The organism is Aggregatibacter valvarum, assembly GCF_980468985.1.
Genome location: NZ_OZ413141.1, coordinates 1,750,333 through 1,774,836, shown reverse-complemented (window position 1 = coordinate 1,774,836; position 24,504 = coordinate 1,750,333). Strand labels below are relative to the sequence as shown.

Here is a 24,504-nt window from a genome sequence, read left to right as displayed (position 1 = left end):
GTATTGCGATTTCATTTCTTCCAACCCTCATTTCTCATTTCTCATTTTTATTTTCCGCCGTTGAGTTCTTCTGAACCGGTTTCTTCCTTTTGAGAAAGAATATCGGCTGCCCCTTCATTTAACGCTTCCGCGTGTTGTGTCGGACGAACAAACGGTTTTGGCGTCCAATATTTTTTAACCAATTCCGCTGAGAAGCCATGTAATACTTCCTCATTTAAACGCTCTTGGTCTAATTGACGAATGGCTGTCACCACTTCATCTGCTTCAACTTGCGCAACCCCTAAACGTATTAGCGCTTCACGTCCTAAAAGTAAGGCAGATTCAAAAGTCTCACGAATTTGAAAATCAATATTAAGTTTCATTAAATTGACCGCACTTTGCCGATCGTAAGTTCTCGCCAGCACCGGCAATAACGGATATTCTTGCTTAATCTGCTCGACAATCAATTCGATACTATGGGTATCACTAATCCCCAAGATTAAACAAGAGGCTTTTTCTAGGCCACAGGCACGCAAAACATCTAAGCGGGAACCATCACCATAGTACACTTTAAAACCAAATTTTGCGGCAGAGCGAATACGATCAATATTCGCGTCAATCACGGTAACTTGGATGCCTCTTGCCAATAATGTTTGACACACAATTTGACTAAAACGCCCGAATCCCAACACCACAACGTTATTTTCGACACTTTCAATTAAATCGATGCTATCTACCTGATCGTTATTGGTATTCACCGGCGTATTCGGTTTTGATAATCGGCGGAGCAATAACACAATTAGCGGTGAGAACAGCATAGAAATGATCACGGCTGCCGTAAAGGTGGCATTTAAGTCGGCAGATAACACGCCGGCAGTGGTGGCTGCGGAAAATAAAACGAAGGCAAATTCCCCACCATGCGCCATGATTGCCATGCGGCCAATGGCTTCGTTATGATTTAATAACGTGAGGCGAGCCACACCATACACACTGATTGCCTTACCTAAAATATAAAGAAAAACAATGCCAAGCAACCATAATGCATTATGCCAAACTAAAGCGAAATCTAATGACATCCCGACGCCCATGAAAAATAAGCCCAGTAATAATCCACGGAATGGTTCAATGTCCGCTTCTAATTGATGTCGGAAAGCGGATTCCGATAACATCACACCGGCGACAAATGCGCCCATCGCCATGGATAATCCGCTAATTTCCATGGCTAATGCCGCACCAAGCACCACTAATAATGCTGCGGCAGTCATCATTTCTCGAATATGCGCTTTAGAAATCATTCGGAAAATCGGATTCATCAGCCATTTACCGGCAGCGACTAAACCCAATACGGCAGCCAACGCGACGCCAATGCCTGCCCAGTTGGTAGAATGGGCGGAATTATTGCTTTCTGGTGAAAGAAAGGCGACAAATGCCAAGAGAGGAACGATGGAAAGATCTTCAAATAATAACGTAGAAACCACGCGTTGACCTTTTGGCGTGGAACTAATCCCCCGTTCTTCTAAAACTTGCATGACGATTGCGGTGGAAGAAAGTGTAAAACCCATTGCCGCAATAAAGGCAACAGGAAAACTCAGGTTTAACAGGTTAATTCCGATTAATGTTAACAATACACCGGAAACAGCGACTTGCAGCAACCCTCGTCCAAAAATCGCTTTACGCATTGCCCACAAGCGTTCAGGGTGCATTTCTAAACCGATGATAAATAGGAACATTACCACGCCTAGCTCGGCCATGTGAACAATATTGGAAGGATCTTGAAACAGCCCAAAACCGGATGGTCCGATTAAACAGCCGGCGACTAAATAACCGAGTACGCTTCCCAATCCAATACGTTTAAAAAGCGGTACGATTGTGACACTGGTGGCTAATAAAACGACCGTTTTGACGAGCTCAGGATTGGATAATTCAGTCATTGTAAAACCTTATGAAAAAAGAAAGAGAATGGGTAAGAGAGTGCTATTAATTATACATGATGCTTGCTATAATTTTTAGGCATTTATCACATAAATCAAGAGGAAAAAATAATGAAAAATACACTAAAACTGACTGTAGTTGCTGCAATGTCAGCCTTTGTATTAGTGGGTTGTGCACAAAATACGTCAAAAGGAGACGCGCAATTACAGCAACAAGCTGTATTGGGAATTAACTGGATGCAAGAATCCGGTGAATATAATGCGTTGGCTTATCAAGCATTTAACACCGCTAAAGTTGCCTTTGATCAGGCAAAAGTGAAAAAAGGCAAGAAAAAAGCCGTTGTCGTGGATTTAGACGAAACCATGATTGATAACAGCGCATACGCCGGTTGGCAAGTTAAAAACAACAAACCGTTTGATGGCAAAGATTGGACACGCTGGGTTGATGCCAGAGAATCTGGCGCTATTGCAGGTGCGGTGGAATTTAACAATTACGTGAATGCACACAAAGGTAAAATGTTCTATGTGTCCAATCGTAAAGACAAAAATGAAAAAGCCGGCACCATTGATGACATGAAACGTTTAGGTTTTACCGGTGTTGATGAATCTTCTCTTTACCTCAAAAAAGATAAGTCTGCTAAATCTGCCCGTTTTGCTGAAATTGAAAGCCAAGGTTATGAAATTGTACTGTATGTCGGTGATAACTTAGATGACTTCGGTGATGAAACACATGGCAAGTTAAATGCAGAACGTCGTGATTTTGTGGCGAAAAACCAAGCGAAATTTGGTAAAAGCTACATTGTGCTTCCTAACCCGAACTACGGTGGTTGGGAAGGTGGTTTAGCCAAAGATTATTTCAAAGGCGATTCCCAAAGCAAAGTGAAAACCCGTTTAGACGCAATTAAAGCATGGAGCGGTAAATAATTTCTTTGTGGAAAAACGTTGAAAAAAATCACCGCACTTGATGTGAATCTCAAGTGCGGTGTTTTTTATCGTATTTTTTAGGGGAGAATGTTACGGAGAACACCGCATAAAATGGAAACGGAGAAAAGGCGAATGGCATTTTCTCCGTTTTGCATTGTTGTAATATTGTGCAATTACGTCAGATTAATTGCGAATTATTTTACGCGAGAAACGTATTCGCCGGAACGGGTATCAACGCGAATCACTTCACCGATTTGTACGAATAATGGTACTTTCACCACAGCACCGGTGCTTAATGTTGCCGGTTTACCACCAGTACCTGCGGTATCACCTTTAAGACCTGGATCGGTGTCAACGATTTCTAATTCAACGAAGTTTGGTGGTGTTACCGTAATTGGTGCACCATTCCATAATGTCACGATACAATCTGCTTGGTCTAACAACCATTTTTCTGCATCGCCTACCGCTTTTGCATCTGCAGAATATTGTTCAAATGTTTCCGGGTGCATGAAATACCAGAACGCATCGTCTTTATAAGAATAAGTTAAGTTTAAATCCATTACATCAGCAGCTTCAACAGAAGTACCGGATTTGAAGTTCACATCCAATACTTTGCCGGAAATTAATTTACGAATACGGGTGCGGGTGAACGCTTGACCTTTGCCGGGTTTAACGAACTCATTTTCAACGATCACGCAAGGCTCGCCGTCTTGCATAAATTTTAGACCTGGTTTGAAATCACTGGTAGTATATGTAGCCATATTATCCTCAAAAAAGATTGTTTTTTTAAAGTGGCTATTCTACATCAAAACATCCCGATTAGAGAAGAACAAAGTTGGTTAACGCATTTGGCAAACGGGATTTCCGATCCGCAAATGTTATTACAACACCTCGAGCTCCCTCTCGAACCCTTCAAACAAGACATAGAAGCGCGCAAATTATTTGCCATGCGCGTGCCGCTGCCTTTTGTAGAAAAGATGGAAAAGGGCAATCCAAAGGATCCTCTGTTTTTACAAGTCATGTCTTCTGCGGATGAATTTTTACAAGCCGAAGGATTCAGCAAAGATCCATTGGAAGAACAAGAAGATAAAAACGTCGTCCCCAACATTTTGCACAAATACCATAATCGCTTGTTATTTATGGTAAAAGGCGGTTGCGCGGTAAATTGTCGCTATTGTTTTCGCCGTCATTTTCCTTATGAAGACAACAAAGGCACCAAGCAAAATTGGCAAAAAGCGTTGCAATATATTGCGGAACGCCCTGAAATTGAGGAAGTGATTTTTTCCGGTGGCGATCCGCTGATGGCAAAAGATCATGAGCTCGAATGGCTGATAAAACACTTAGAAAACATACCGCACTTAAAGCGTCTGCGTATTCATTCCCGTTTACCGGTCGTCATTCCGCAACGGATAACTGATGAATTTTGTCGCCTTTTAGCGCAAACTCGGTTGCAAAAAATTTTGGTCACTCACGTCAATCATGCCAATGAAATTGATGAGGATTTTGCCCATGCCATGACGAAATTAAAGGATTGCGGCGTCGTTTTATTAAACCAATCGGTGTTACTCAAAAATGTGAATGATGACGCACTAATTCTGAAAGTATTGAGTGACCGCTTATTTTCAGTGGGCATTTTGCCTTATTATTTGCATTTGTTAGATAAAGTCGAAGGCGCAACGCATTTTTATCTTGATGACACACAAGCTTTGAAAATTTATAAAGAGCTACAACGCATCAGCTCCGGCTATTTGGTGCCGAAACTTGCCCGTGAAATCGGCGGCGAACCGAATAAAACTTTATATTCGTCTTGAGAAGACGGTATCAAAAAAGTAAAAGATGCTTTAAAATAGGCAAGATTTTTTATGGATAAATTATGACGTAACAGATTCGGTTAGGTGGTTTTTCATAAGATGAAAAACACGCTCAAAAATAACCGCACTTTACGGGTTATTGTGTTATTTAATTAGAGGTATATCGTGGATTCTGAACAAAGAAACCTTGGAAATCAAAATAACTTAGCCGATTCGGCTCAAAATGAATTAGATTTAGGATTAAACAAAATGGAACCTATTACACCGAAGAAAGCCATCGGCAACGAGCCATCTTTACTGGAAAGAGCAAAAACACTTTTTAATAAAAAGCCTCAAACCGCAGTAGAACGTAAAGAACCCACATTACGGGATTTTTCCACCGCACCGAATACGAGAGAGGAAGCCTTTGTTCCCTCAACTGCACCGGAAGAACATCATGTGGCGGCAGATCCGATAGTGGCCGAAGAGGTATTATCTGCTACAACAGAATCCTCGGTGACCGAAGAAAATAGTGTCAAAGCAACGGCTTCTCAAGCGGCTTCTGCGCCTAAAGCAACATTAGCTTCACCTGAAAATTGGAAGATTTTGAGCATATTGCCACAAAAACATCGTCGTATTTTTGTCGCACTTTGCATATTGTTGCTTCTGCTTCTTTTTATCCTTTTAATGAAGCCAAGTTCTGAAACCGTGCAATCTTTCGAACAACAAAATAGCAATAATATTCCCATTCAGTTCCAGCAGTTAGATCAAACGCAGGAAAATGAAGCGACCGTGTTAGATGCACAGACCGCCTCATCGCCAAGTTCATTAGAAATTACCCAGCCGAATATTACAACAAATACAAACAGTGAGGCAGCGGTTGCGGAGAACAAAGGTGTTGAAACCAATACGCCAAAAGCGGAACCCCCTGTGCGTACTGAGGCAGTTAAACCTCATGCTGCTCAACATGTAGCGAAAAAGGTTGAAACGGAAAGTGTTCGCGAAGAAAAAGCACCGGCTAAGCCGCAACCAGTCGTTCAAAATAAACCGCAAGTCAAACCACAGGCACCGAAACGTGCTATTGAAGTTGTCGAGGCAAAATCGGCAGTGCGTCCGTCAGCTGCAACAGCGGTTACCGGCAAGAATCTTGTTGTGCCTCAAGGCGTATCACTCATGCAGGTGTTCCGTGATAACAATTTACAAATTGCCGATGTTAATGCCATGACGAAAGCAAGCGGGGCGGGCAATGTGCTCAGTAGCTTCAAACCGGGCGATCAAGTTCAGGTATTATTGAATGCGCAAGGTCGTGTGACGGAGTTACGTTTATCTAATGGCGGACGTTTTATTCGACAGGCAGACGGTAGCTATACTTTTAAGAAATAGATCCATAAAACTTGATAGGCATAGTCATGGCATTATGCCTATCTGCTTTTTAAAAGGAGAAGATCATGCTAAAAGCGGGCTTGATGTTATTGACTATTTTGGGATTAATCGGATGCGTAACAAAACCGGTAGTTGCCACGAAAACAGATAAAAAACCGACGCCAACGGCATTACAAAAATCGACTCAAAAGGGAACGGCAGTAGAGTATTTATGTAAAGATAATAAAGTCGTTCGTGTGACTAAACATTCCCGAAAGAATAAAAAAGGCACTCAAACATCAATTGCTGTGACATTTGATGGTGTGACGCAAAAACTTACGCCAAGTATCGCTGAGAACGGCAGAAATTATTCCAATATTCATTGGGTTTGGCTGGAACGTAAAGAGACTAATACACTTAAGACTAGCCTTGGGGAAGTGCTGGCGGAACAGTGCGTGCCTCGCTGATTATCTTATTATCGCCAGCGCAATTTGCATTTTATTCTAAGGTTCCACAAAAACGGTAACCTTCACCATGGATGGTGGCGATAATTTCCGGTGTGTCGTGATGATCCTCGAAATGCTTACGAATACGGCGAATCGTCACATCGACAGTCCGATCTTGCGGTTTGAGTTCACGACCGGTCATTTTTTTCAATAACTCTTCACGCGTCTGAATTTTGCCCGGATTTTCGCAGAAATGTAACATGGCGCGAAATTCACTGCGAGGCAGTTTACGTTCTTCACCTTCCGGTGTAATCAAGGTACGACTATTTAAATCCAACGTCCAACCGTTAAATTTATACTGTTCAACATGATGCGCACGTTGATTTTCTTGCATGGTGCGTTGCAATAGATTACGCGCACGAATAGTGAGTTCACGCGGATTGAATGGCTTAGTGATGTAATCATCAGCACCGATTTCTAACCCGAGAATTTTATCCACTTCATTATCACGCCCCGTTAAAAACATTAAGGCAATATCGGCATTTTCACGTAATTCACGCGCCAACATTAATCCGTTTTTCCCCGGCAGATTAATATCCATAATCACCAAATGAATGATTTCCGTTTCTAAAATTTGGTGCATCTGAAGCCCATCAGAGGCTTCAAAAACATCATACCCTTCCGCTTGAAAAATACTTTTTAATGTATTTCGGGTAATCGTTTCGTCTTCAACAATTAAAATTTGTGGTGTTTGCATGGGCAAATCCTTTATTTGCCTAATGAGAGTTTTATCATGAGGCGATGAAAAATAAATCTAATTTTATTTTATAGTTGCAACATTATCGTAACAATGAAAAATACAACATAATCAGTATTAGCGTTTAATTCTATGATCTACGTCATGAAATTGGCAAGGCTTAATCGGCTTTCTACTAAAATAAAAAATCCTCCGATAGCCTGAATACCCTCGGAGGATAAAGTGAGCATTTGCTCAATATTTACACACAAAATAATAATGATTTTTTAACGTTTCTTTTTCCCGCCTTGGCGTGCTTTGAAACGAGGATTTTCTTTACAAATCACATACACCACGCCATGACGACGCACAACTTTACAACCAGGATGACGTGTTTTAGCGGTTTTTAATGAAGATAATACTTGCATTTTAGCGTCCTTATTTTGATTTTAATGAACCGAATTTGCCGTAACGACTAGCAAATTCGCTAGCACGGCCTTCGCTGGCAATTTGTCTTGTTTTACCTGTGTAAAATGGGTGTGATGCGGAGGACGTATCGCACATAAACACCGGATATTCGTTGCCGTCTTCCCATTTCATGGTCGTGGTGGTACGTGCACAAGAACGAATTAAAAAGCCTTGTTTGGCGTTGGAGTCATAAAAAAGCACAGTGCGATAATTTTCAGGATGGATACCTTTTTTCATTTGCTTAAAACCTTATTTTTTAGTGAAAAATAACAATGTGCGCTATCCTACACCAAAACATTTTTTCACGCAAACTTATTTTTAATAAAAAAATAAGAGGCAAAAACTGAGATGTACTGTATCAATTTAGCTAAAATTCGAGCTTTTCATCAGAAATTTTCAATCACTTAATTTTTATCGAAAAATGGAAATTTTTTTGACCGCACTTAATAATGACGAAATTCAGGCGATTGATAGTCAGCAATAAATTGTTCAATTTCTGCAAAATCCTCACTAAACAACAATTTTTGGAATGCGTCTTCAGAGAGAAAACCGGTTTCGACCATACGTTGGTACAGCGCTTTTAAAGGATCATAGAAGCCATTTTTATTGAATAAAATGCAAGGATGGGGATTTTTTCCAATTCTTGCCCAAGAATAAACTTCAGTGATTTCTTCTAATGTACCGGCGCCACCGGGTAAGGCAATACAGGCATCGGCTAATTTGAGCATGTTTGCTTTTCTTTCAGCCATCGAATCCACCACCATAAGCTCCGTGCAACCGGTGTGTATCGGCTCTCGCGCTTGTAAAAAAGCGGGCATAATGCCGATGACCTTGCCACCGTGGGCTAATACTGTATCGGCCAACAATCCCATCAAACCGATTTTCCCACCACCATAAACCAAGGTGTGTTGTTTTTGTGCAATCCATTGCCCCATGGCAATCGTTGCTTGTTGGTATTCGGGCTGATTACCTAAACTTGCGCCGCAATAAACTGTAATGTGCATTTTTTCATCCTATTTTTTGCTTGATGTCGATCCTAACAATCTATTTTACCGTTTGTAGTAATTGATTTTAGAGAGAATATTTTACAACAAAATTCTTGTTGTAATGCTAGAATGAACCCCATTTTTATTTAGGATAACGTGCGATTTTATGATGAAAAAACTGTTTATTTTCTTAGTCTGTTGCTTGACTGCCATGGCCGCACAAGCAGATTTATTTAATAATAAGACTAAATTCTTACCGGTGGATCAGGCTTTCCAGCTGGATGTGCAACGGTCTGACACTGGCGTTTCGATGCAGTGGCAAATTGCGGAAAATTACTATTTATATCAAGATAAATTGGCATTTTCAGTGAATGGCAAGCCCGTTGAAAATGCACCGCAATTTCTTTCTTCTGCAGAACAATATGAAGATCCTTACTTTGGATTAGTCACCATTTTCAAACATGACCTTAATTTGACGTTGCCGTTAAAAGATCCTCAACCACAGGATCTACTGGAAGTAACTTATCAAGGTTGTGCGAAAGGGTTTTGCTATCCGCCGGAAACCAAACAATTTCAACTCAGTGATCTTTCGTCAAATGTTTCTGCCAGCCATGAGATGCAAAATAGTGTAGAGACACATCAGACATCGCAAAGTGCGGTGGAAAATGCCAACGTTTTTTCATCACAACAAAATCAACTGGCAGAGAGTCTGTCGCAAAGTAAATACGCCATGTTGTGGTTTTTTGTCTTAGGTATCGGATTGGCCTTTACGCCTTGCGTACTACCGATGTTGCCGTTGCTTTCTGCCATTGTCATCGGCGGTCGGAAAGAAGAGACCGGCAACTGGCGCGCACTTGCGCTTAGTTTTGTGTATGTGCAAGGCATGGCATTAACTTATACCTTGCTCGGTTTGGTGGTTGTGCTGATTGGTCTGCCATTCCAAATTGCCCTACAAAGTCCTTATGTCCTGATTGGACTTTCCATTGTCTTTGTATTGCTGGCGTTGTCCATGTTTGGCTTATTTACGTTGCAGTTGCCTTCGTCTTTGCAAACTAAACTTACGCAATTTAGCCAACAACAAAAAAGCGGCGCTTTTTTTGGGGTGTTTGTCATGGGGGCGATTGCCGGCTTAGTGGCATCTCCTTGCACCTCCGCGCCCTTATCCGGTGCATTGCTTTATGTGGCGCAATCCGGCGATTTTGTCATCGGCGCATTGACCCTTTATTTATTAGCGTTAGGTATGGGCTTGCCGCTTATATTAATTACCGTATTCGGTAATAAAATCCTACCGAAATCCGGGGCTTGGATGGAAAACGTGAAAACCGCCTTTGGTTTTGTCATGTTAGCGTTACCAATTTTCCTGATTTCGCGCATTATTCCAAGCATGTGGGAACCGCGTTTATGGGCATTACTCGGCGTGAGTTTCTTCATTTGGTTGGCGACACAAATGCGTTCAAACGGCATTGGTTTATTCTTCCGTATTGTGTTCTTTGTTGCCGCCATGGTTTCGGCACAACCGTTACAAAATTGGGTGTGGCAAGATAATGTGGCGACCTCACAAGCCGCGAATGCCCAAAGTGCGGTTAAACATACGCTCGTTTTTCAACAAATTTCCACTTATGACGAATTGCAAGCGGTGTTAAAACAGCATCCGAATAAAATTGCCATGTTGGATTTATATGCCGATTGGTGCGTTGCCTGTAAGGAATTTGAACATAAAACCTTTGCGGATCCACAGGTGCAAACCGCGTTGAGTGATGTTTTGTTGTTAAGAGTAGATATGACAAATAACAGCGAATCTAACCGCACTTTAATGAAAGCGCTTGCAGTAACGGGCTTACCTACGATTATTTTCTTTAATCAACAAGGCGAAGAAATTCAAGCGCAACGAATTACCGGTTTTTTACCTGCAGAAGCCTTTATGGCAACGTTAAATGCCGCGAAAAGCATAAATTATTAACGAATTGGAAAGAATCCTTTTCTGTTTGAAGTATTTTTTTCCTTTTTCGTTGTGTTAGCATATGCCACCTCACTAACACACTCCAATTTATAGAAGGAAAATTTATGTTTTTAGACAAATATCGTCATTATGTTTTAGGTTTATTACGCATTGTTTTGGGCTATGCTTTTGTTTTACATGGCACCGCGAAATTTTGGGAATTCCCGATGTCCATGACCGGTGGAAACGGTTCTGTAGAACTTGCCTCGTTAATGGGCGTGGGTGGCGTGATTGAATTGGTCTTTGGTATTTTATTTATCTTAGGCTTATTGACCCGCCTTTCAGCCTTTATTTTGAGTGGTCAAATGGCCGTGGCGTATTTTATGTTCCACGCACCGAAAGGTGTGCTTTTCCCGCTAATGAATGGCGGTGAAGCCTCGGTATTATATTGTTTTATCTTCTTCTATTTTGTTTTTGCCGGTGCAGGCGCTTTCGCATTAGACAATAAAACAGTGAAAAAATAAGACATTGATAAATAACAACCCGCACGTTTTATGTGCGGATTGTTATTAACCTCGATGTGTAATTCACGATGTCGTGCGTAGCGTGCAACTTGTTGCACGAATGATTAACTTCGATGCGTAATTCACGATTTCATGCGTAGCGTGCAACTTGTTGCACGAATGATTAACCTCGGCGTAATCCACGATTTTGTGCGTAGTGTGCAACTTGTTGCACGAATGATTAACTTCGATGCGTAATTCACGATTTCGTATGTAGCGTGCATCTTGATGCACGACCACACCACACACGGAACGTGATTTACCCCTTTCGGTCATTCACGATTTCGTGCAACACGTTGCACGCTACGATTTCAAAAATGACCGCACTTTATGCCAAACAAAAAGCCCCGAATATCCATTCGGGGCTTTTTCTTCGGGAAATCATTACTGATGATAATACGACAAGAACCGCGCAAATTTGCCTAAGGCTTCTTCAATTTGATGAACATACGGCAATGTCACAATGCGGAAGTGATCCGGTGAATGCCAGTTAAAACCGCGACCATGCACCAACAAGACTTTTTCCTGTGCCAATAAATCAAACACCATTTTTTCATCGTCATACATATTAAATTTTTTAATGTCGATTTTCGGGAACATATACAGCGCCCCCATCGGCTTCGTACAACTAATTCCAGGAATTTGGTTGAGCAATTCATAGGCTTTATTACGTTGTTCTAACAAGCGTCCGCCCGGCAAAATGAATTCGTTAATGCTTTGATAGCCACCAAGTGCGGTCTGAATCGCATGTTGCATTGGCACGTTGGCACACAAACGCATAGACGCCAACATATCTAAACCTTCGATGTACCCTTTGGCGTGTTTTTTTGGTCCATTTAAAATCATCCAACCTTGGCGGAAACCGGCAACACGATAGGCTTTAGATAAACCGTTAAACGTGACCGTTAATAAATCAGGCGCTAACGCGGCGATATGGTGGTGTACCGCACCATCGTATAAAATTTTGTCGTAAATCTCATCGGCAAAAATAATTAAATTATTCTGACGTGCCACTTCAACGATGTCTAACAGCAATTCTTTACTGTAAACCGCCCCCGTCGGGTTATTCGGATTAATAATCACAATGGCTTTCGTGCGTGACGTAACTTTGCTTTTAATGTCTTCTACATCCGGGAACCAATCTGCCTGTTCATCACACAAATAATGTACCGCTTTACCGCCCGCCAATGTTGCCGCGGCGGTCCATAATGGGTAATCCGGCATAGGAATTAACACTTCATCACCGTCATTCAACAGTGCCTGCATCGCCATTGTAATCAACTCTGACACGCCATTTCCGATGTAAACATCGTTTACCGTGACGCTACGAATATCTTTCGATTGATAATATTGCACAATGGCTTTGCGGGCAGAATAAAGCCCTTTGGAGTCACAATAACCTTGGGCAGAAGGAAGATTGCGTAAGACATCAACGAGAATTTCATCAGGCGCTTCAAAACCAAAAGGCGCGGGGTTACCGATATTCAGTTTTAAAATTTTATGCCCTTCTTCTTCAAGGCGTAGTGCCTCTTTGTGCACGGGTCCGCGAATATCGTAACAAACGTGCTCTAATTTATCTGATTTGGGAAAGCGTTCCATAGTTTTGACCTTGAGTAATTAAGAAATGAAATATTTTGTGAAAAATTCCCGTAAAGTGCGGTAGAATTGCGGTTCATTTTTAACTTATTTTCCCGTTAAAGACAATGCTTTTTCAAAATGGATAGTTTGCAATCAATTAAAACGCAATTAATCAGTCAAATTAATGCATTACAATTAAATCACCCTCATCACATTGCGGTTTGTTCAGCACAAGCCGAATGCGCGGTTGATTTATTAGGTTGGCTAAAAGCACAACCGCACTATCCGCAATTTTATTTTCAATTACAACAAACAACACAATGCTTTGCCACGCTTGGCGCCATTCGTATATTTCAACACTTAGATGCAGCGCAAAATTTCGTGAATCAACACAATTTGCCTCTTTTCGGCGGCATTCAATTTTACGGGCAAACCACCTTTTTTCTGCCACAGTTAGTGTTAGAACAGCGTGATAATCAAATTCACGTCATGGTTTTTATTGACCAAAATGATCTTATCCAAAGTAAAGACAAAGCATTACAGGTTTTAAAAACAGTTGAAAAAACGACCGCACTTTTACCGCTTCAAAGCCAAGCGGATTTGATTGACCAGCAAGCGAATCCGGCGCAATGGGCAAATTGGGTAGAAAAGGCTCTGGCGCAAATTCATGAAAAAACGGTCACCAAATTGGTGTTAGCCAACAAAAGCACCTTTGCCCTCAATCAACCGCTCAATGCCAAGGATTTTTTAGCGCAAAGTGAAATTTACAATAAAGGCTGCTACCACTTTCTTTTCGCGCAAGATGATAAAACCAGTTTCCTTGGCTCTTCACCAGAACGGTTGTATGCGCGTCATGAGCGTCATTTAAAAACAGAGGCTCTCGCAGGCACCGCGCCCATGAGCGAAAACCATGAAAGCAATCGCAAACAAGCTGATTGGTTACTTGCTGACCAGAAAAACATCCATGAAAACCAATTGGTGGCGGATGGGATTTGTGCCAATTTAGCGCCCTTTACGAAACACATTGAAATTGGCCATCTTGGCATCAAACAACTTCGTCAAGTACAACATTTACGCCGAGAAATCACCGCACTTTTAACCGATAACTGTACCGACTTAAACTGTTTGCAAGCCATTCATCCAACGGCTGCCGTCGCCGGTTTGCCGCAACAAAAAGCCAAAGCATTGTTACAGCAAATTGAACATTACGATCGCAGTTGGTACGCGGGCACATTAGGCTTTTTTAATCAACAACAAGCCGAGTTTTGTGTAGCGATTCGTTCAGCCTTTGTTGAAGCAGACAAAATTCATGTGTTTGCCGGTGCCGGTATTGTTGAGGGCTCAGTTCCCTTGCTAGAATGGCAAGAAATCGAGCGCAAAGCCGCGGGATTAATCTCATTATTAAAAATAACGAAATCTGAAAACGGAGAGCAAAAATGTCAGTAAGCGTCTTTAATCGTTGTTGGTCAAAAGTGATCTTGGAAACCCTTGTGCGTCAAGGCGTAACCCACTTTTGTATCGCGCCCGGTTCGCGTTCGACCCCACTGACATTGGAAGCTGTACGTTTACAAAATGCCAATCGTGGCCTTTGCCATACGCATTTTGATGAACGCGGTTTAGGTTTCTTTGCTCTTGGCATCGCAAAATCCACCAAAAAACCCGTTGCCGTTATTGTCACTTCCGGCACCGCTGCCGCCAATTTATATCCGGCAATCATTGAGGCCCGTCAAAGTCATGTCAATCTGATTGTGCTGACTGCGGATCGTCCACCAGAATTGTTAGAGTGCGGTGCAAATCAGGCGATTTTGCAAGAAAATATGTTTGCCGATTATCCCCTTGCCAATTTGAACCTTCCGCGTCCAAGCCAAGATTATGCAGCAAGTTGGTTGATTTCAAAAATTGAGCATTCCTGCCATAAACAAGCGGAAGAATCGGGCGTGATTCACATCAATGTGCCTTTTGCCGAACCTTTATATGATACCAATGCAGAAGAAATTGATGTTCATCCTTGGTTAGCGCCCGTTCAACGTTGGCTAAGCCAAAATAAAAGTTGGACAACCTACCCTGCGCCACATCAAGAAGTGTTAATTCACGAACACTGGGATCAATGGCGCACCAAACGCGGAATTATTGTGGCGGGCAGAATGCCGGCAGAACAAGCCATGGGCATTGCTTCTTGGGCAAATACCATGGGCTGGGTGTTACTGACCGATATTCAATCTGGTGTGGAAGCCAGTTTGCCTTATGCGGATATTTGGCTGGCGAATCAAACGGTGAAACAAAAAATGTTGCAGGCAGATATTGTCATTCAGCTTGGCAACCGTTTTATTAGCAAACGCATTAACCAGTTTTTAGCCGAATTTAAAAACGAATATTGGATTGTGGATGAAAATCCACAAGCGGTGGATCCTTACCATCATTCCCACACCCGTTTTGTTGCCAAAATTCATCATTGGTTACGCGCTCATCCGCCGTTAAGACAAAAACCGTGGTTATTAGAAGCATTGGCGTTATCCAAATTCTGCGCCACCTTTATTGAGCAACAAGTGGGCGGTAATTTAAATGAAGCTGCCTTAGCTCACCATATCGAACGTTTACTGCCGAATAATGGTATTCTTTTCCTTGGCAATAGCTTATTTGTGCGTTTAGTGGATGCGCTCACCAAATTGCCGGAAGGCTACCCGATTCACACCAATCGTGGGGCGAGTGGAATTGACGGTTTACTTGCCACTATTGCCGGCATTGGTATCGGTGCTAACCAACCGGTCGTCGCCTTAGTGGGCGATACCTCTGCGCTTTATGATTTAAACTCGTTGGCATTGTTCAAAAAACTTACCCAACCGACCATTTTGTTTATTATCAACAACAACGGTGGGGCGATTTTTGATATGTTGCCGGTGGATGCAGAAGTCAAAGACAAGTTCTATCGTATGCCACACCACACCGAGTTTTCCCAAGTGGCATCGATGTTTGATTTAAAATATGCCCGTCCTTATACCTGGGCGGATTTAAGTGCCGTGTTGAAACAAGCCTACTCACGTCGTGAAGCCACTATCATCGAAATTAAAGTCGCACCGAATGACGGCAGCACCATTTACAAACGCCTCATCGACCAAATCAGCTATGCGGTTGTCGGTGAATAAACGGAAAGATCAAAAGCAAACTCGCACACGCCAGTTTGCTTTTTTCATGTGATGAAACCTTACCTCATTTTTTTACACGGCTTACTCGGCACCCAAGCCGACTGGCAAAAACTCACGGAAAATCTACCGCACTTTCATTGCGTTGCCTTGGATTTGCCTTTCCACGGCAGCGCAAAAAATCACCCTGTACGGGATTTTGATGACGCCTGCGCTTATGCGGCACAACGCATCCAAAGTGCGGTAGGAAATCACCCGTATTTTTTAGTGGGCTATTCCCTCGGTGGCAGAATTGCGCTGTATTACGCTCTCTGCAGTCAACAGGACAAATACAACCTACAAGGACTGATTATTGAAGGCGGAAATCTTGGATTGACAAATGAGGCAGACAAAAAAGTGCGGTGGGAAAATGATATGTTTTGGGCGCAACGTTTTCGTCATGAAACCGCGACTTCCGTACTGAATGATTGGTATCAACAACCTATCTTCGCCCATTTAACGGAAGACCAACGCAAAGCGTTGATCGAAAAACGCCAAGCCAACTGCGGCGATAATATCGCCCAAATGCTGTTGGCGACCTCCCTTGCTAAACAACCGGATTTACGCCCTTACGTCAAAAAAAGTCCTTATCCGATCGAGTATTTCTGTGGCGAACGGGATCATAAATTCAAACAAATGGCGTTAGACAATCAGTTGAACCTGACACTGATTGCAAAGGCAGGACATAATGCGCATCAAGAAAACCCAACGGCATTTGCAACCCAATTAAATACGTTATTACAAGATAAATTCGTTGCTTTTTCGCCACGCAATGGCTAAAATCTGCATTCCTTTGTCGTCGCTGAATTAGAGATCGGCGAACGATGTATCATTAACCACTTCATATTAGGAGTTATTATGTCTCTAAGTACTGAACAAAAAGCAAAAATCGTTGCTGAATTTGGTCGCGATGGTAAAGACACCGGTTCTTCCGAAGTTCAAATCGCTTTATTAACCGCACAAATCAACCACTTACAAGCACACTTTGCTGAACACAAAAAAGACCACCACGGTCGCCGCGGTTTATTACGCATGGTTTCCCGTCGTCGTAAACTTTTAGATTACTTAAAACGTACTAATCTTGAACTTTACAGCAGCTTAATCGCTCGTTTAGGTTTACGTCGCTAATCTACGCATTAAATAACTGAATAAGTGATGTCAAAAGCTGATTTCTCTTCGTGGGAAGTCAGCTTTTTTATTGTGCATGGTTCGTGTTGTTGATCGCTGTGCGGAGCATTTTCAGTGCGTATTGTGCATATTGATGCACGACCAAACCACGCAAGGAACGTTATTTAACCCTTCTGGGGATTCACGATTTCGTACGTGGCGTGCCACGAATGATTTTCCTCACGAGCATTTTTATTCGTGCAACAAGTTGCACGCTACGGGGGCATGATTTCATATTGTAGCGTGCATCTTGATGCACGACCAAACCACACACGGAACGTTATTTAACCCTTTTGGGATTCACGATTTCGTGCGTAGCTCTTGATGCACGACCAAACCACGCGCGGAACATTATTTAACCCTTTTGGGATTCATGATTTCGTGCGTAGCGTGCCACGAATGATTTTCCTCACGAGTATTTTTATTCGTGCAACAAGTTGCACGCTACGGGGGCGTGATTTCATATTGTAGCGTGCATCTTGATGCACGGCGAAACCACACACGGAACGTTATTTAACCCTTTCGGATATTCACGATTTCGTGCGTAGCGTGCCACGAATGATTTTCCTCACGAGCATTTTTATCCGTGCAACAAGTTGCACGCTACGATTCTGATTTCTCCTTGTGAAAAGTCAGCTTTTTTATTGTGCATGGTTCGCATTGTTGATCACCGTGCGGAGCATTTTCAGATTCAGAAAACTTCCGCTATAATGACCGCACTTTTTAACCTCAATAAAGGAATTTTTCATGCAAAATCCAAAAGATGATGTTTTATATGCGCCGGTTGAGTGGGTTGATCACAGTGCGGGTTACACTGACATTCGTTATCACAAATCCACTGACGGCATTGCCAAAATCACCATTAATCGTCCTGAAGTGCGCAACGCATTTCGTCCACAAACTGTGAAAGAAATGATCACCGCGTTTGCCGATGCCCGTTTTGATGAAAAAATCGGTGTCATCGTGTTGACCGGTGAAGGCGAAAAAGCTTTCTGTTCCGGTGGTGATCAAAAAGTACGTGGCGATTACGGCGGCTACAAAGACGACAGCGGTGTACATCATCTTAACGTCTTGGATTTCCAACGGGATATTCGTAGCTGCCCGAAACCGGTCGTGGCGATGGTGGCAGGTTATGCCATTGGCGGCGGTCATGTATTGCATATGTTATGCGATCTCACCATTTCCGCAGACAACGCGATTTATGGTCAAACCGGCCCGAAAGTGGGTTCCTTTGATGGCGGCTGGGGCGCAAGCTACATGGCGCGTATTGTCGGTCAGAAAAAAGCGCGTGAAATTTGGTTCTTATGCCGTCAATATAATGCCCAAGAAGCCTTAGAGATGGGCTTAGTGAACACGGTAGTGCCTTACGCTGAGTTAGAAAAAGAAACCGTGCGTTGGTGTCGCGAAATGCTCCGCAACAGCCCGATCGCTTTACGTTGCTTGAAAGCGGCACTCAATGCGGACTGCGACGGACAAGCCGGTCTTCAAGAACTTGCCGGTAATGCCACCATGTTGTTCTACATGACGGAAGAAGGGCAAGAAGGTCGCAACGCATTTAATGAAAAACGTGCGCCTGATTTTAGTAAGTTCAAGCGTAATCCATAGTAAACGCGCTTTCTTAACATAGACTGTTAATTTATCTAAAAAAACGACCGCACTTTATGTGCGGTCTTCTTCTTTATTTTCTAAACTCACGTTTCTCTTTAAAAGTGCGGTGAGATTTTTCTTTAAATTTACGTTCGCCTTTGAAGCCTTTTTCTTCAAAACGTCCGCCACGGCGTTTTCCGCCAAAATTATCGCCGCCACGCTCGCCTTTGGCTTCGCCGATAAAAGACATACGCATTTGTTTATTCAACACACGCGTTTTCGCAAATTGTTGTAACAATTCTTTCGGCATACCTTGTGGCAATTCAATTGTGGAATAATCATCATACAACTTGATGTGGCCGATGTAGCGACTATTAATATCGCCTTCATTGGCAATCGCGCCAACAATATGACGAACTTCCACGCCATCTCCGCGGCCCACTTCAATACGATATAAATCCATTGGTTGTGGATTGCCATAGCCTTTACGTTCACCACGACGTTCTGCTGAACGAGGATTCTCACGACGGTCACCACGCTCATTACGATCACGACGGGCTTTTTTATCTACCACCGGATCCGGCGGAAGAATCAGTTTTTGTTTGCCTTGTAACAACATCATCATAGCGGCGGCAATGTCTTCTTGTGATTGGTCGGCAGTAAACATATCTTCCAACAATTCACGGTAAAGCTCTAAATCATGATGTTCCAACTGTGTGGTAATTTTATCTTTGAATTTTTTACGACGACAAGCTTGTAACACTTCATGGTTAGGCAATTCCACCTCTTCAATATTTTTCTTGATAAGGTGCTCAACATTGCGCAACAAACGACGCTCACGCGGTTCCACGAATAATAACGCACGACCAGAACGTCCTGCACGGCCGGTACGACCAATACGATGCACATAAGATTCTGCATCAAGCGGAATGTCGTAGTTGACCACAAGGCTAATACGTTCAATATCGATACCACGCGCCGCCACGTCTGTCGCCACTACGATGTCTAAACTGCCACTACGCAAACGATCTAAGGTTTGTTCACGTAATTGTTGTGTCATATCGCCATTCAATGCCGCTGCACGGAAACCGTGTTTTTCTAATAATTCGGTCACGTCTAACGTGCCGGTTTTGGTACGGGTGAAAATAATCGCCGCATCAAAATCTTCCACTTCCAAGAAACGCAACAAGGCATCATTTTTGCGGAAGCCATGAACATACCAACAACTTTGCGCAATATCTGGCGCACTTTGTTGGGTTGCTTTAATTTTGACTTCTTGCGGATCTTTCATAAAGCGCTTGGTAATTCGACGAATCGGCTCCGGCATGGTGGCAGAGAAAAGTGCGGTTTGGTGATGTTCCGGTAACTCCGCCATCACGGTTTCCACATCATCAATAAAGCCCATGCGCAACATTTCATCCGCTTCGTCTAACACGATCGCTTTAAGCTCAGCAAGGCTTAAGGTGCCACGACGTAGGTGATCCAAAATACGACCTGGTGTGCCCACCACAACTTGTGCACCTTGTTTTAACGCACGTAATTGGATGTCATAACGTTGACCACCATATAAAGTCACAATGTTAATACCTTTGGCATATTTCACAAATTGCTCACATGCATCGGCAACTTGAATAGCTAATTCACGGGTCGGCGCCATCACTAATAATTGAGGGTGTTTTTCAGTCGGATCGATTTTCGCCAAAATTGGCAAAGAAAAGGCGGCGGTTTTCCCACTCCCGGTTTGTGCCATGCCCAGTACATCACGGCCTTCTAATAAGTGCGGTATACAAATTTGTTGAATTGGCGAAGGTGTTTCAAAACCAAGATCGGAAACAGCATTAAGGATGAATTCAGGCAAGCCTAAATCCTTGAAAGTCATTTTAGTTTCAGTCATTAAAAATACTCGAATGTATAAAAGGAAAGCTCAATAGACGCTTTCAGGTTAATCACAATGTGTCGTTTTGCGTCTTACAACGCATCGCCGGTTGAGCCGTGCTCACCGTTATTCTGCTTGAGCCTGTTGTCCTAATTTCGATAGCTCAAACACCGCAAAACGATACTCCACAAAGTTATACACCTGATTTGCAACAGCCAGTTTGAACAAGGTCTCAGCCTCATCAATCTGTCCCATATTGAGTTTTTGTTTTGCTAGATAAAAGTAGGTTTCAGTCAGAATCTCTGCGTATTGCGTCGCGGTTTTTGTTGCAAACTGCTGCGCTTTAGCCTGTAGTTCCTGAACTGACAATTTGCCCAAATAATACTGGACAATGTAGGTACCCCAATAATCCTGAGAAAGCCCAACGGCACGTTGAGCCAGATTTTTTTGCGCCTCAGCTGGCTTGAATTTTAATTCATTCAAATACAGCCACAAGACGCGGTAAGGATCCGATTTATTACGTTGATAAAATGCCAAGAAATCCTGTTCGGCGAGGTTATACCGTTCCACATAATAGAAGTCTAATGCTCGATTAAGGAAGGTATATTCATAGTCAGGATCGAGGCTGAAAACCGTATTAAAGGCCTCTAATGCGCCGTCATAGTCTTCATCCAGTAATAAATAAAGCCCTAGATAGTTATACACTGCCGCCATTTTTGGTTGCAATGCAAGTGCTTGAGTAAAGTCATAACGCGCTAAAGCCCAAAGCCCCAAACTATCGTAAAGCACGCCCCGTTCAAAATGGAGAGAAGCACGTTCTTCATTACTCATTTTTCCAACGAGCAACACCTGACTAATTCGAACAATCATGACTTCCTGTTCAAAATGCTGGCTTGGATTTTGCTCGGCTAACACGACTTTATTTTTAGACACAAAGGTATTGCTCAAGCCGACACAGCCTGATAATACAAAGACTGAAAATAAAATAGTTAGGAAAATCGCGAAATTAGACAACCCATTACGTTGCGTCATTTCTTTATAAGCCTTAAAGCAGAGTATTGCTTGTTGAAAAACAAATGTTACGGCACGTAATGTACCGTAACATTTTGAAAAAATTTAAATTATGCCTGCTCTACAATATCATCGGATACGTGTTGAGCAGTTTCTGCTTTCGGAGCAAGCTCTTTCATGGTTAAACGAATACGACCTTGACGATCGATTTCGACGACTTTAACCATGACTTCTTGTCCTACTTGTAGATAGTCGCTGACTTTTTCCACACGTTCTTCCGCAATTTGAGAAATGTGAACCAAGCCTTCTTTGTTACCTACGATAGAAACGAATGCACCGAAATCGGCTAAACGAGTCACTTTACCTTTGTAAATGGCACCCGCTTCGACTTCAGCAGTGATGTCTTCGATACGTGCCATCACATCTTGTACGGCATTCTTATCCACCGCAGCGATTTTCACTGTACCGTCATCATCAATATCAATGGAAGTACCGGTTTCTTCAGTCAATGCACGAATCACCGCACCACCTTTACCGATCACATCTTTGATTTTCTTCGGATCAATTTTCATGGTGTAGATACGCGGCGCAAAATCAGAAATATCGGCACGCGGCGCTGGAATGGCTTGTTCCATGACACCAAGAATATGCATACGTGCACTTTTTGCTTGATTTAATGCAATTTGCATAATTTCGGCAGTGATACCTTCAATTTTGATATCCATTTGAAGTGCGGTCACACCTTGACGCGTACCGGCCACTTTAAAGTCCATATCACCTAAGTGGTCTTCATCACCAAGAATATCGGAAAGCACGACAAATTTGTCATTTTCTTTCACCAAGCCCATCGCAATACCTGCGACAGCCGCTTTAATCGGCACACCGGCATCCATTAACGCAAGAGAAGCGCCACACACGGAAGCCATGGAAGAAGAACCGTTGGATTCGGTGATTTCTGATACTACACGTACTACATACGGGAATTCTGCTAAGGTTGGCATCACTGCTGCCACACCGCGTTTCGCCAAACGACCGTGACCAATTTCACGACGTTTTGGTGAACCAATCATACCGGTTTCACCCACGGAATACGGAGGGAAGTTATAGTGGAATAAGAAGTGATCAGAACGCTCACCGGTTAATTCATCAATGATTTGCGCATCGCGTTCAGTCCCTAAAGTGGCAACAGCTAATGCTTGGGTTTCACCACGGGTAAAGATTGCCGAACCATGAGTACGCGGTAACACACCGGTGCAAATATCTAATGCACGCACAGTATCAACGGTACGTCCATCAATACGTGGTTCACCGGCAAGAATACGTCCACGCACGATTTGGCTTTCAAGTGCGGTGAAAATATCAATAATTTTGCCTTCGCTGACTTCTTCATCTTCAGCAGTAATTTGTGCAACAACGTCAGCTTTAATCGCATCAATTTGCTCATAACGCGCTTGTTTTTCAGTGATACGATACGCATCGCCTAAACGAGCTTCAGCTAACGCTTTCACTTTATTGATTAAATCAGTGTTTGGTTCAGGTGCAACCCAATCCCAACGTGGTTTACCGGCTTCAGCAACCAATTCTTTAATGGCTTCAATCACCACTTGTTGTTGCTGGTGACCATAAACCACCGCAGCCAACATTTGTTCTTCGGTTAAAATATCCGCTTCAGATTCCACCATTAATACGGCTTTATCAGTACCTGCAACCACTAAATCCAAACGGCTTTGTTTTTGTTCGTTGATGGTTGGGTTTAATACGAATTGATCGTTGATGAAACCGACACGCGCCGCACCAATCGGGCCATTAAATGGCACACCGGATAAGGTTAACGCCGCAGACGCACCAATCATGGCGACTAAATCCGGGCTGATTTGCGGATTAACTGAAACCACGGTGGCAATCACTTGGATTTCATTGAAGAAGCCTTCCGGGAATAACGGACGAATTGGTCGGTCGATTAAACGGGCAATTAAGGTTTCGCCTTCAGACGGACGACCTTCACGTTTGAAGAAACCGCCCGGAATACGGCCGGCAGCATAAGTACGTTCTTGATAGTTAACGGTTAATGGGAAGAAATCTTGACCTTCTTTCACCTCTTTTTTGGCCACCACGGTAACGAATACAGTGGTGTCGTCCATACTTGCCATCACAGCAGCAGTGGCTTGGCGAGCAATGGCGCCGGTTTCTAAGGTCACGGTATGTTGACCGTATTTAAATTGTTTAACAATTGGATTCACTATGTTTTCCTTTTTAAATGAGTAATCACAATGTTTTATTTTCCAATTTGCGACTAGCAAAAATAATCTCAAAAACCACCGCACTTTTACCGGCTACGCCACAAAATCATTTTTGTTAGCCGCACGCTAATTTAGAAAATAAAACGTAGGCATTATACAGAGCTTTTGCCTTGATGGGTAACTTTATTTACGCAATTCCCATTTATGACTATCTGAAAAATAAGGTTGATGATAAAATCACTCCAGTTTTCAAAATAAAAAAGGAGGAAACATGTTAATCGGAGATTTAACCCGTGCCGATTTTAAACTCGGCTTACCAAAAGTCATTACCGAAACCTGTGAGTATTTAAAAGGGTTGGATTTAGAAAAATTAGAGGTTGGCCGTCATGACATCACCGATCGCATTTATATGAACGTGATGGAACCTGAACTGGCTGACGCTGCCAGCAAAAAAGCAGAATTACACCATAACTATTTGGATATTCAAGTCCTGATTCGTGGCGTGGAAAATATTGAGGTCAGCGCAACCTATCCCGACTTAAATAAATACGAAGCCTATCACGAAGATGATGATTACCAACTCACTCAAGACATCGATAACAAAAGCACGATTACTTTAGTGCCGAATATGTTTGCGGTGTTCTATCCTTATGAACCCCATAAACCTTGTTGTAACGTGAACGGACAATCTGCCAAAATTAAAAAGTTAGTGGTTAAAGTGCCGGTTGAGTTAATCCAGTAA

General features: G+C 42.7%; 22 protein-coding genes. 12 read left to right on the top strand and 10 right to left on the bottom strand.

Going from position 1 to position 24,504, the window contains the following annotated elements; all coding sequences use genetic code 11:
• Positions 1-47: 47 nt before the first annotated feature.
• The gene (locus AC30SF_RS08380) at positions 48-1,910 is read right to left on the bottom strand and encodes a monovalent cation:proton antiporter-2 (CPA2) family protein (protein WP_489608152.1); all 1,863 of its coding nucleotides are present in this window, start codon (positions 1,908-1,910) and stop codon (positions 48-50) included.
• A 111-nt stretch (positions 1,911-2,021) separates the two neighbouring features.
• Here AC30SF_RS08380 and AC30SF_RS08375 point away from each other — a divergent pair, with 111 nt between their 5' ends.
• On the top strand, positions 2,022-2,834 hold the full coding sequence (locus AC30SF_RS08375) for a 5'-nucleotidase, lipoprotein e(P4) family (protein WP_290521149.1): 813 nt from the start codon (positions 2,022-2,024) through the stop codon (positions 2,832-2,834).
• A 194-nt stretch (positions 2,835-3,028) separates the two neighbouring features.
• Here AC30SF_RS08375 and efp read toward each other — a convergent pair whose 3' ends face one another.
• Entirely contained in the window at positions 3,029-3,595 is a 567-nt protein-coding gene (gene efp, locus AC30SF_RS08370) for an elongation factor P (RefSeq protein ID WP_005544066.1), read from the bottom strand.
• Between the two features lie 30 nt (positions 3,596-3,625).
• Between efp and epmB the strand changes: the two genes are divergently transcribed.
• The 3 genes from epmB (at position 3,626) to AC30SF_RS08355 (ending at position 6,453) form a co-directional block, all read left to right on the top strand.
• A complete protein-coding gene (gene epmB / locus AC30SF_RS08365; protein ID WP_489608151.1) occupies positions 3,626-4,645 on the top strand; it encodes an EF-P beta-lysylation protein EpmB in 1,020 nt (339 codons plus the stop codon).
• A gap of 165 nt (positions 4,646-4,810) precedes the next feature.
• Positions 4,811-6,007, top strand: a complete 1,197-nt coding sequence (locus AC30SF_RS08360; protein WP_489608150.1) for a LysM-like peptidoglycan-binding domain-containing protein — start codon at positions 4,811-4,813, stop codon at positions 6,005-6,007.
• A gap of 65 nt (positions 6,008-6,072) precedes the next feature.
• Complete coding sequence (locus AC30SF_RS08355) at positions 6,073-6,453, top strand: MliC family protein (protein ID WP_209364287.1); 381 nt, start codon at positions 6,073-6,075, stop codon at positions 6,451-6,453.
• A gap of 31 nt (positions 6,454-6,484) precedes the next feature.
• Here AC30SF_RS08355 and arcA read toward each other — a convergent pair whose 3' ends face one another.
• The 4 genes from arcA to AC30SF_RS08335 all read right to left on the bottom strand — a co-directional run bounded on the left by arcA (position 6,485) and on the right by AC30SF_RS08335 (position 8,640).
• On the bottom strand, positions 6,485-7,189 hold the full coding sequence (gene arcA, locus AC30SF_RS08350) for a two-component system response regulator ArcA (RefSeq protein ID WP_021615813.1): 705 nt from the start codon (positions 7,187-7,189) through the stop codon (positions 6,485-6,487).
• A 266-nt stretch (positions 7,190-7,455) separates the two neighbouring features.
• Positions 7,456-7,596 carry a type B 50S ribosomal protein L36 gene (ykgO, locus tag AC30SF_RS08345; protein WP_006719061.1) on the bottom strand — a complete coding sequence of 47 codons (141 nt, stop codon included), beginning with the start codon at positions 7,594-7,596 and terminating at the stop codon, positions 7,456-7,458.
• 10 nt (positions 7,597-7,606) lie between these two features.
• A complete protein-coding gene (locus AC30SF_RS08340) occupies positions 7,607-7,873 on the bottom strand; it encodes a type B 50S ribosomal protein L31 (protein ID WP_209364289.1) in 267 nt (88 codons plus the stop codon).
• Positions 7,874-8,079: 206 nt separating this feature from the next.
• Positions 8,080-8,640: an LOG family protein gene (locus AC30SF_RS08335; protein ID WP_489608149.1), complete on the bottom strand. Its 561-nt coding sequence runs from the start codon at positions 8,638-8,640 to the stop codon at positions 8,080-8,082.
• Positions 8,641-8,791: 151 nt separating this feature from the next.
• Between AC30SF_RS08335 and AC30SF_RS08330 the strand changes: the two genes are divergently transcribed.
• Both AC30SF_RS08330 and AC30SF_RS08325 read left to right on the top strand, forming a co-directional pair.
• Positions 8,792-10,582: a protein-disulfide reductase DsbD gene (locus tag AC30SF_RS08330; protein ID WP_489608148.1), complete on the top strand. Its 1,791-nt coding sequence runs from the start codon at positions 8,792-8,794 to the stop codon at positions 10,580-10,582.
• Between the two features lie 104 nt (positions 10,583-10,686).
• Positions 10,687-11,085, top strand: coding sequence for a DoxX family protein (locus AC30SF_RS08325; protein ID WP_489608147.1), 399 nt, complete (start codon positions 10,687-10,689; stop codon positions 11,083-11,085).
• A 423-nt stretch (positions 11,086-11,508) separates the two neighbouring features.
• Here the strand turns inward: AC30SF_RS08325 and AC30SF_RS08320 are convergent, their stop codons facing one another.
• Positions 11,509-12,723 carry a pyridoxal phosphate-dependent aminotransferase gene (locus tag AC30SF_RS08320; RefSeq protein ID WP_489608146.1) on the bottom strand — a complete coding sequence of 405 codons (1,215 nt, stop codon included), beginning with the start codon at positions 12,721-12,723 and terminating at the stop codon, positions 11,509-11,511.
• A 117-nt stretch (positions 12,724-12,840) separates the two neighbouring features.
• Between AC30SF_RS08320 and AC30SF_RS08315 the strand changes: the two genes are divergently transcribed.
• From AC30SF_RS08315 to menB, 5 genes are all read left to right on the top strand, one after another.
• Positions 12,841-14,148, top strand: coding sequence for an isochorismate synthase (locus AC30SF_RS08315; protein ID WP_489608145.1), 1,308 nt, complete (start codon positions 12,841-12,843; stop codon positions 14,146-14,148).
• Complete coding sequence (gene menD, locus AC30SF_RS08310) at positions 14,139-15,845, top strand: 2-succinyl-5-enolpyruvyl-6-hydroxy-3-cyclohexene-1-carboxylic-acid synthase (protein WP_489608144.1); 1,707 nt, start codon at positions 14,139-14,141, stop codon at positions 15,843-15,845. Before AC30SF_RS08315 ends, menD begins: the two co-directional genes overlap by 10 nt.
• A gap of 51 nt (positions 15,846-15,896) precedes the next feature.
• Positions 15,897-16,661, top strand: a complete 765-nt coding sequence (gene menH, locus AC30SF_RS08305; protein WP_489608143.1) for a 2-succinyl-6-hydroxy-2,4-cyclohexadiene-1-carboxylate synthase — start codon at positions 15,897-15,899, stop codon at positions 16,659-16,661.
• A gap of 78 nt (positions 16,662-16,739) precedes the next feature.
• Positions 16,740-17,009, top strand: a complete 270-nt coding sequence (gene rpsO, locus AC30SF_RS08300; protein ID WP_021615823.1) for a 30S ribosomal protein S15 — start codon at positions 16,740-16,742, stop codon at positions 17,007-17,009.
• Between the two features lie 786 nt (positions 17,010-17,795).
• Complete coding sequence (gene menB / locus AC30SF_RS08295; RefSeq protein WP_489608142.1) at positions 17,796-18,653, top strand: 1,4-dihydroxy-2-naphthoyl-CoA synthase; 858 nt, start codon at positions 17,796-17,798, stop codon at positions 18,651-18,653.
• 73 nt (positions 18,654-18,726) lie between these two features.
• Here the strand turns inward: menB and AC30SF_RS08290 are convergent, their stop codons facing one another.
• The 3 genes from AC30SF_RS08290 to pnp form a co-directional block, all read right to left on the bottom strand.
• Entirely contained in the window at positions 18,727-20,529 is a 1,803-nt protein-coding gene (locus tag AC30SF_RS08290; RefSeq protein WP_489608141.1) for a DEAD/DEAH box helicase, read from the bottom strand.
• A 108-nt stretch (positions 20,530-20,637) separates the two neighbouring features.
• Positions 20,638-21,543 carry a lipoprotein NlpI gene (gene nlpI, locus AC30SF_RS08285; RefSeq protein WP_314170634.1) on the bottom strand — a complete coding sequence of 302 codons (906 nt, stop codon included), beginning with the start codon at positions 21,541-21,543 and terminating at the stop codon, positions 20,638-20,640.
• Between the two features lie 89 nt (positions 21,544-21,632).
• Positions 21,633-23,762: a polyribonucleotide nucleotidyltransferase gene (gene pnp, locus AC30SF_RS08280; RefSeq protein ID WP_489608140.1), complete on the bottom strand. Its 2,130-nt coding sequence runs from the start codon at positions 23,760-23,762 to the stop codon at positions 21,633-21,635.
• 271 nt (positions 23,763-24,033) lie between these two features.
• Here pnp and nanQ point away from each other — a divergent pair, with 271 nt between their 5' ends.
• Positions 24,034-24,504, top strand: a complete 471-nt coding sequence (nanQ, locus tag AC30SF_RS08275) for an N-acetylneuraminate anomerase (protein WP_489608139.1) — start codon at positions 24,034-24,036, stop codon at positions 24,502-24,504.

What these genes read in the sequence shown, in the direction of transcription:
- AC30SF_RS08380 (WP_489608152.1), bottom strand. Translation starts at nt 1,910, where the DNA reads ATGACTGAATTATCCAATCCTGAGCTCGTCAAAACGGTCGTTTTATTA.
- AC30SF_RS08375 (WP_290521149.1), top strand. Translation starts at nt 2,022, where the DNA reads ATGAAAAATACACTAAAACTGACTGTAGTTGCTGCAATGTCAGCCTTT.
- efp (WP_005544066.1), bottom strand. Translation starts at nt 3,595, where the DNA reads ATGGCTACATATACTACCAGTGATTTCAAACCAGGTCTAAAATTTATG.
- AC30SF_RS08355 (WP_209364287.1), top strand. Translation starts at nt 6,073, where the DNA reads ATGCTAAAAGCGGGCTTGATGTTATTGACTATTTTGGGATTAATCGGA.
- arcA (WP_021615813.1), bottom strand. Translation starts at nt 7,189, where the DNA reads ATGCAAACACCACAAATTTTAATTGTTGAAGACGAAACGATTACCCGA.
- ykgO (WP_006719061.1), bottom strand. Translation starts at nt 7,596, where the DNA reads ATGCAAGTATTATCTTCATTAAAAACCGCTAAAACACGTCATCCTGGT.
- AC30SF_RS08340 (WP_209364289.1), bottom strand. Translation starts at nt 7,873, where the DNA reads ATGAAAAAAGGTATCCATCCTGAAAATTATCGCACTGTGCTTTTTTAT.
- AC30SF_RS08335 (WP_489608149.1), bottom strand. Translation starts at nt 8,640, where the DNA reads ATGCACATTACAGTTTATTGCGGCGCAAGTTTAGGTAATCAGCCCGAA.
- AC30SF_RS08330 (WP_489608148.1), top strand. Translation starts at nt 8,792, where the DNA reads ATGAAAAAACTGTTTATTTTCTTAGTCTGTTGCTTGACTGCCATGGCC.
- AC30SF_RS08325 (WP_489608147.1), top strand. Translation starts at nt 10,687, where the DNA reads ATGTTTTTAGACAAATATCGTCATTATGTTTTAGGTTTATTACGCATT.
- AC30SF_RS08320 (WP_489608146.1), bottom strand. Translation starts at nt 12,723, where the DNA reads ATGGAACGCTTTCCCAAATCAGATAAATTAGAGCACGTTTGTTACGAT.
- AC30SF_RS08315 (WP_489608145.1), top strand. Translation starts at nt 12,841, where the DNA reads ATGGATAGTTTGCAATCAATTAAAACGCAATTAATCAGTCAAATTAAT.
- menD (WP_489608144.1), top strand. Translation starts at nt 14,139, where the DNA reads ATGTCAGTAAGCGTCTTTAATCGTTGTTGGTCAAAAGTGATCTTGGAA.
- menH (WP_489608143.1), top strand. Translation starts at nt 15,897, where the DNA reads ATGAAACCTTACCTCATTTTTTTACACGGCTTACTCGGCACCCAAGCC.
- rpsO (WP_021615823.1), top strand. Translation starts at nt 16,740, where the DNA reads ATGTCTCTAAGTACTGAACAAAAAGCAAAAATCGTTGCTGAATTTGGT.
- menB (WP_489608142.1), top strand. Translation starts at nt 17,796, where the DNA reads ATGCAAAATCCAAAAGATGATGTTTTATATGCGCCGGTTGAGTGGGTT.
- AC30SF_RS08290 (WP_489608141.1), bottom strand. Translation starts at nt 20,529, where the DNA reads ATGACTGAAACTAAAATGACTTTCAAGGATTTAGGCTTGCCTGAATTC.
- nlpI (WP_314170634.1), bottom strand. Translation starts at nt 21,543, where the DNA reads ATGACGCAACGTAATGGGTTGTCTAATTTCGCGATTTTCCTAACTATT.
- nanQ (WP_489608139.1), top strand. Translation starts at nt 24,034, where the DNA reads ATGTTAATCGGAGATTTAACCCGTGCCGATTTTAAACTCGGCTTACCA.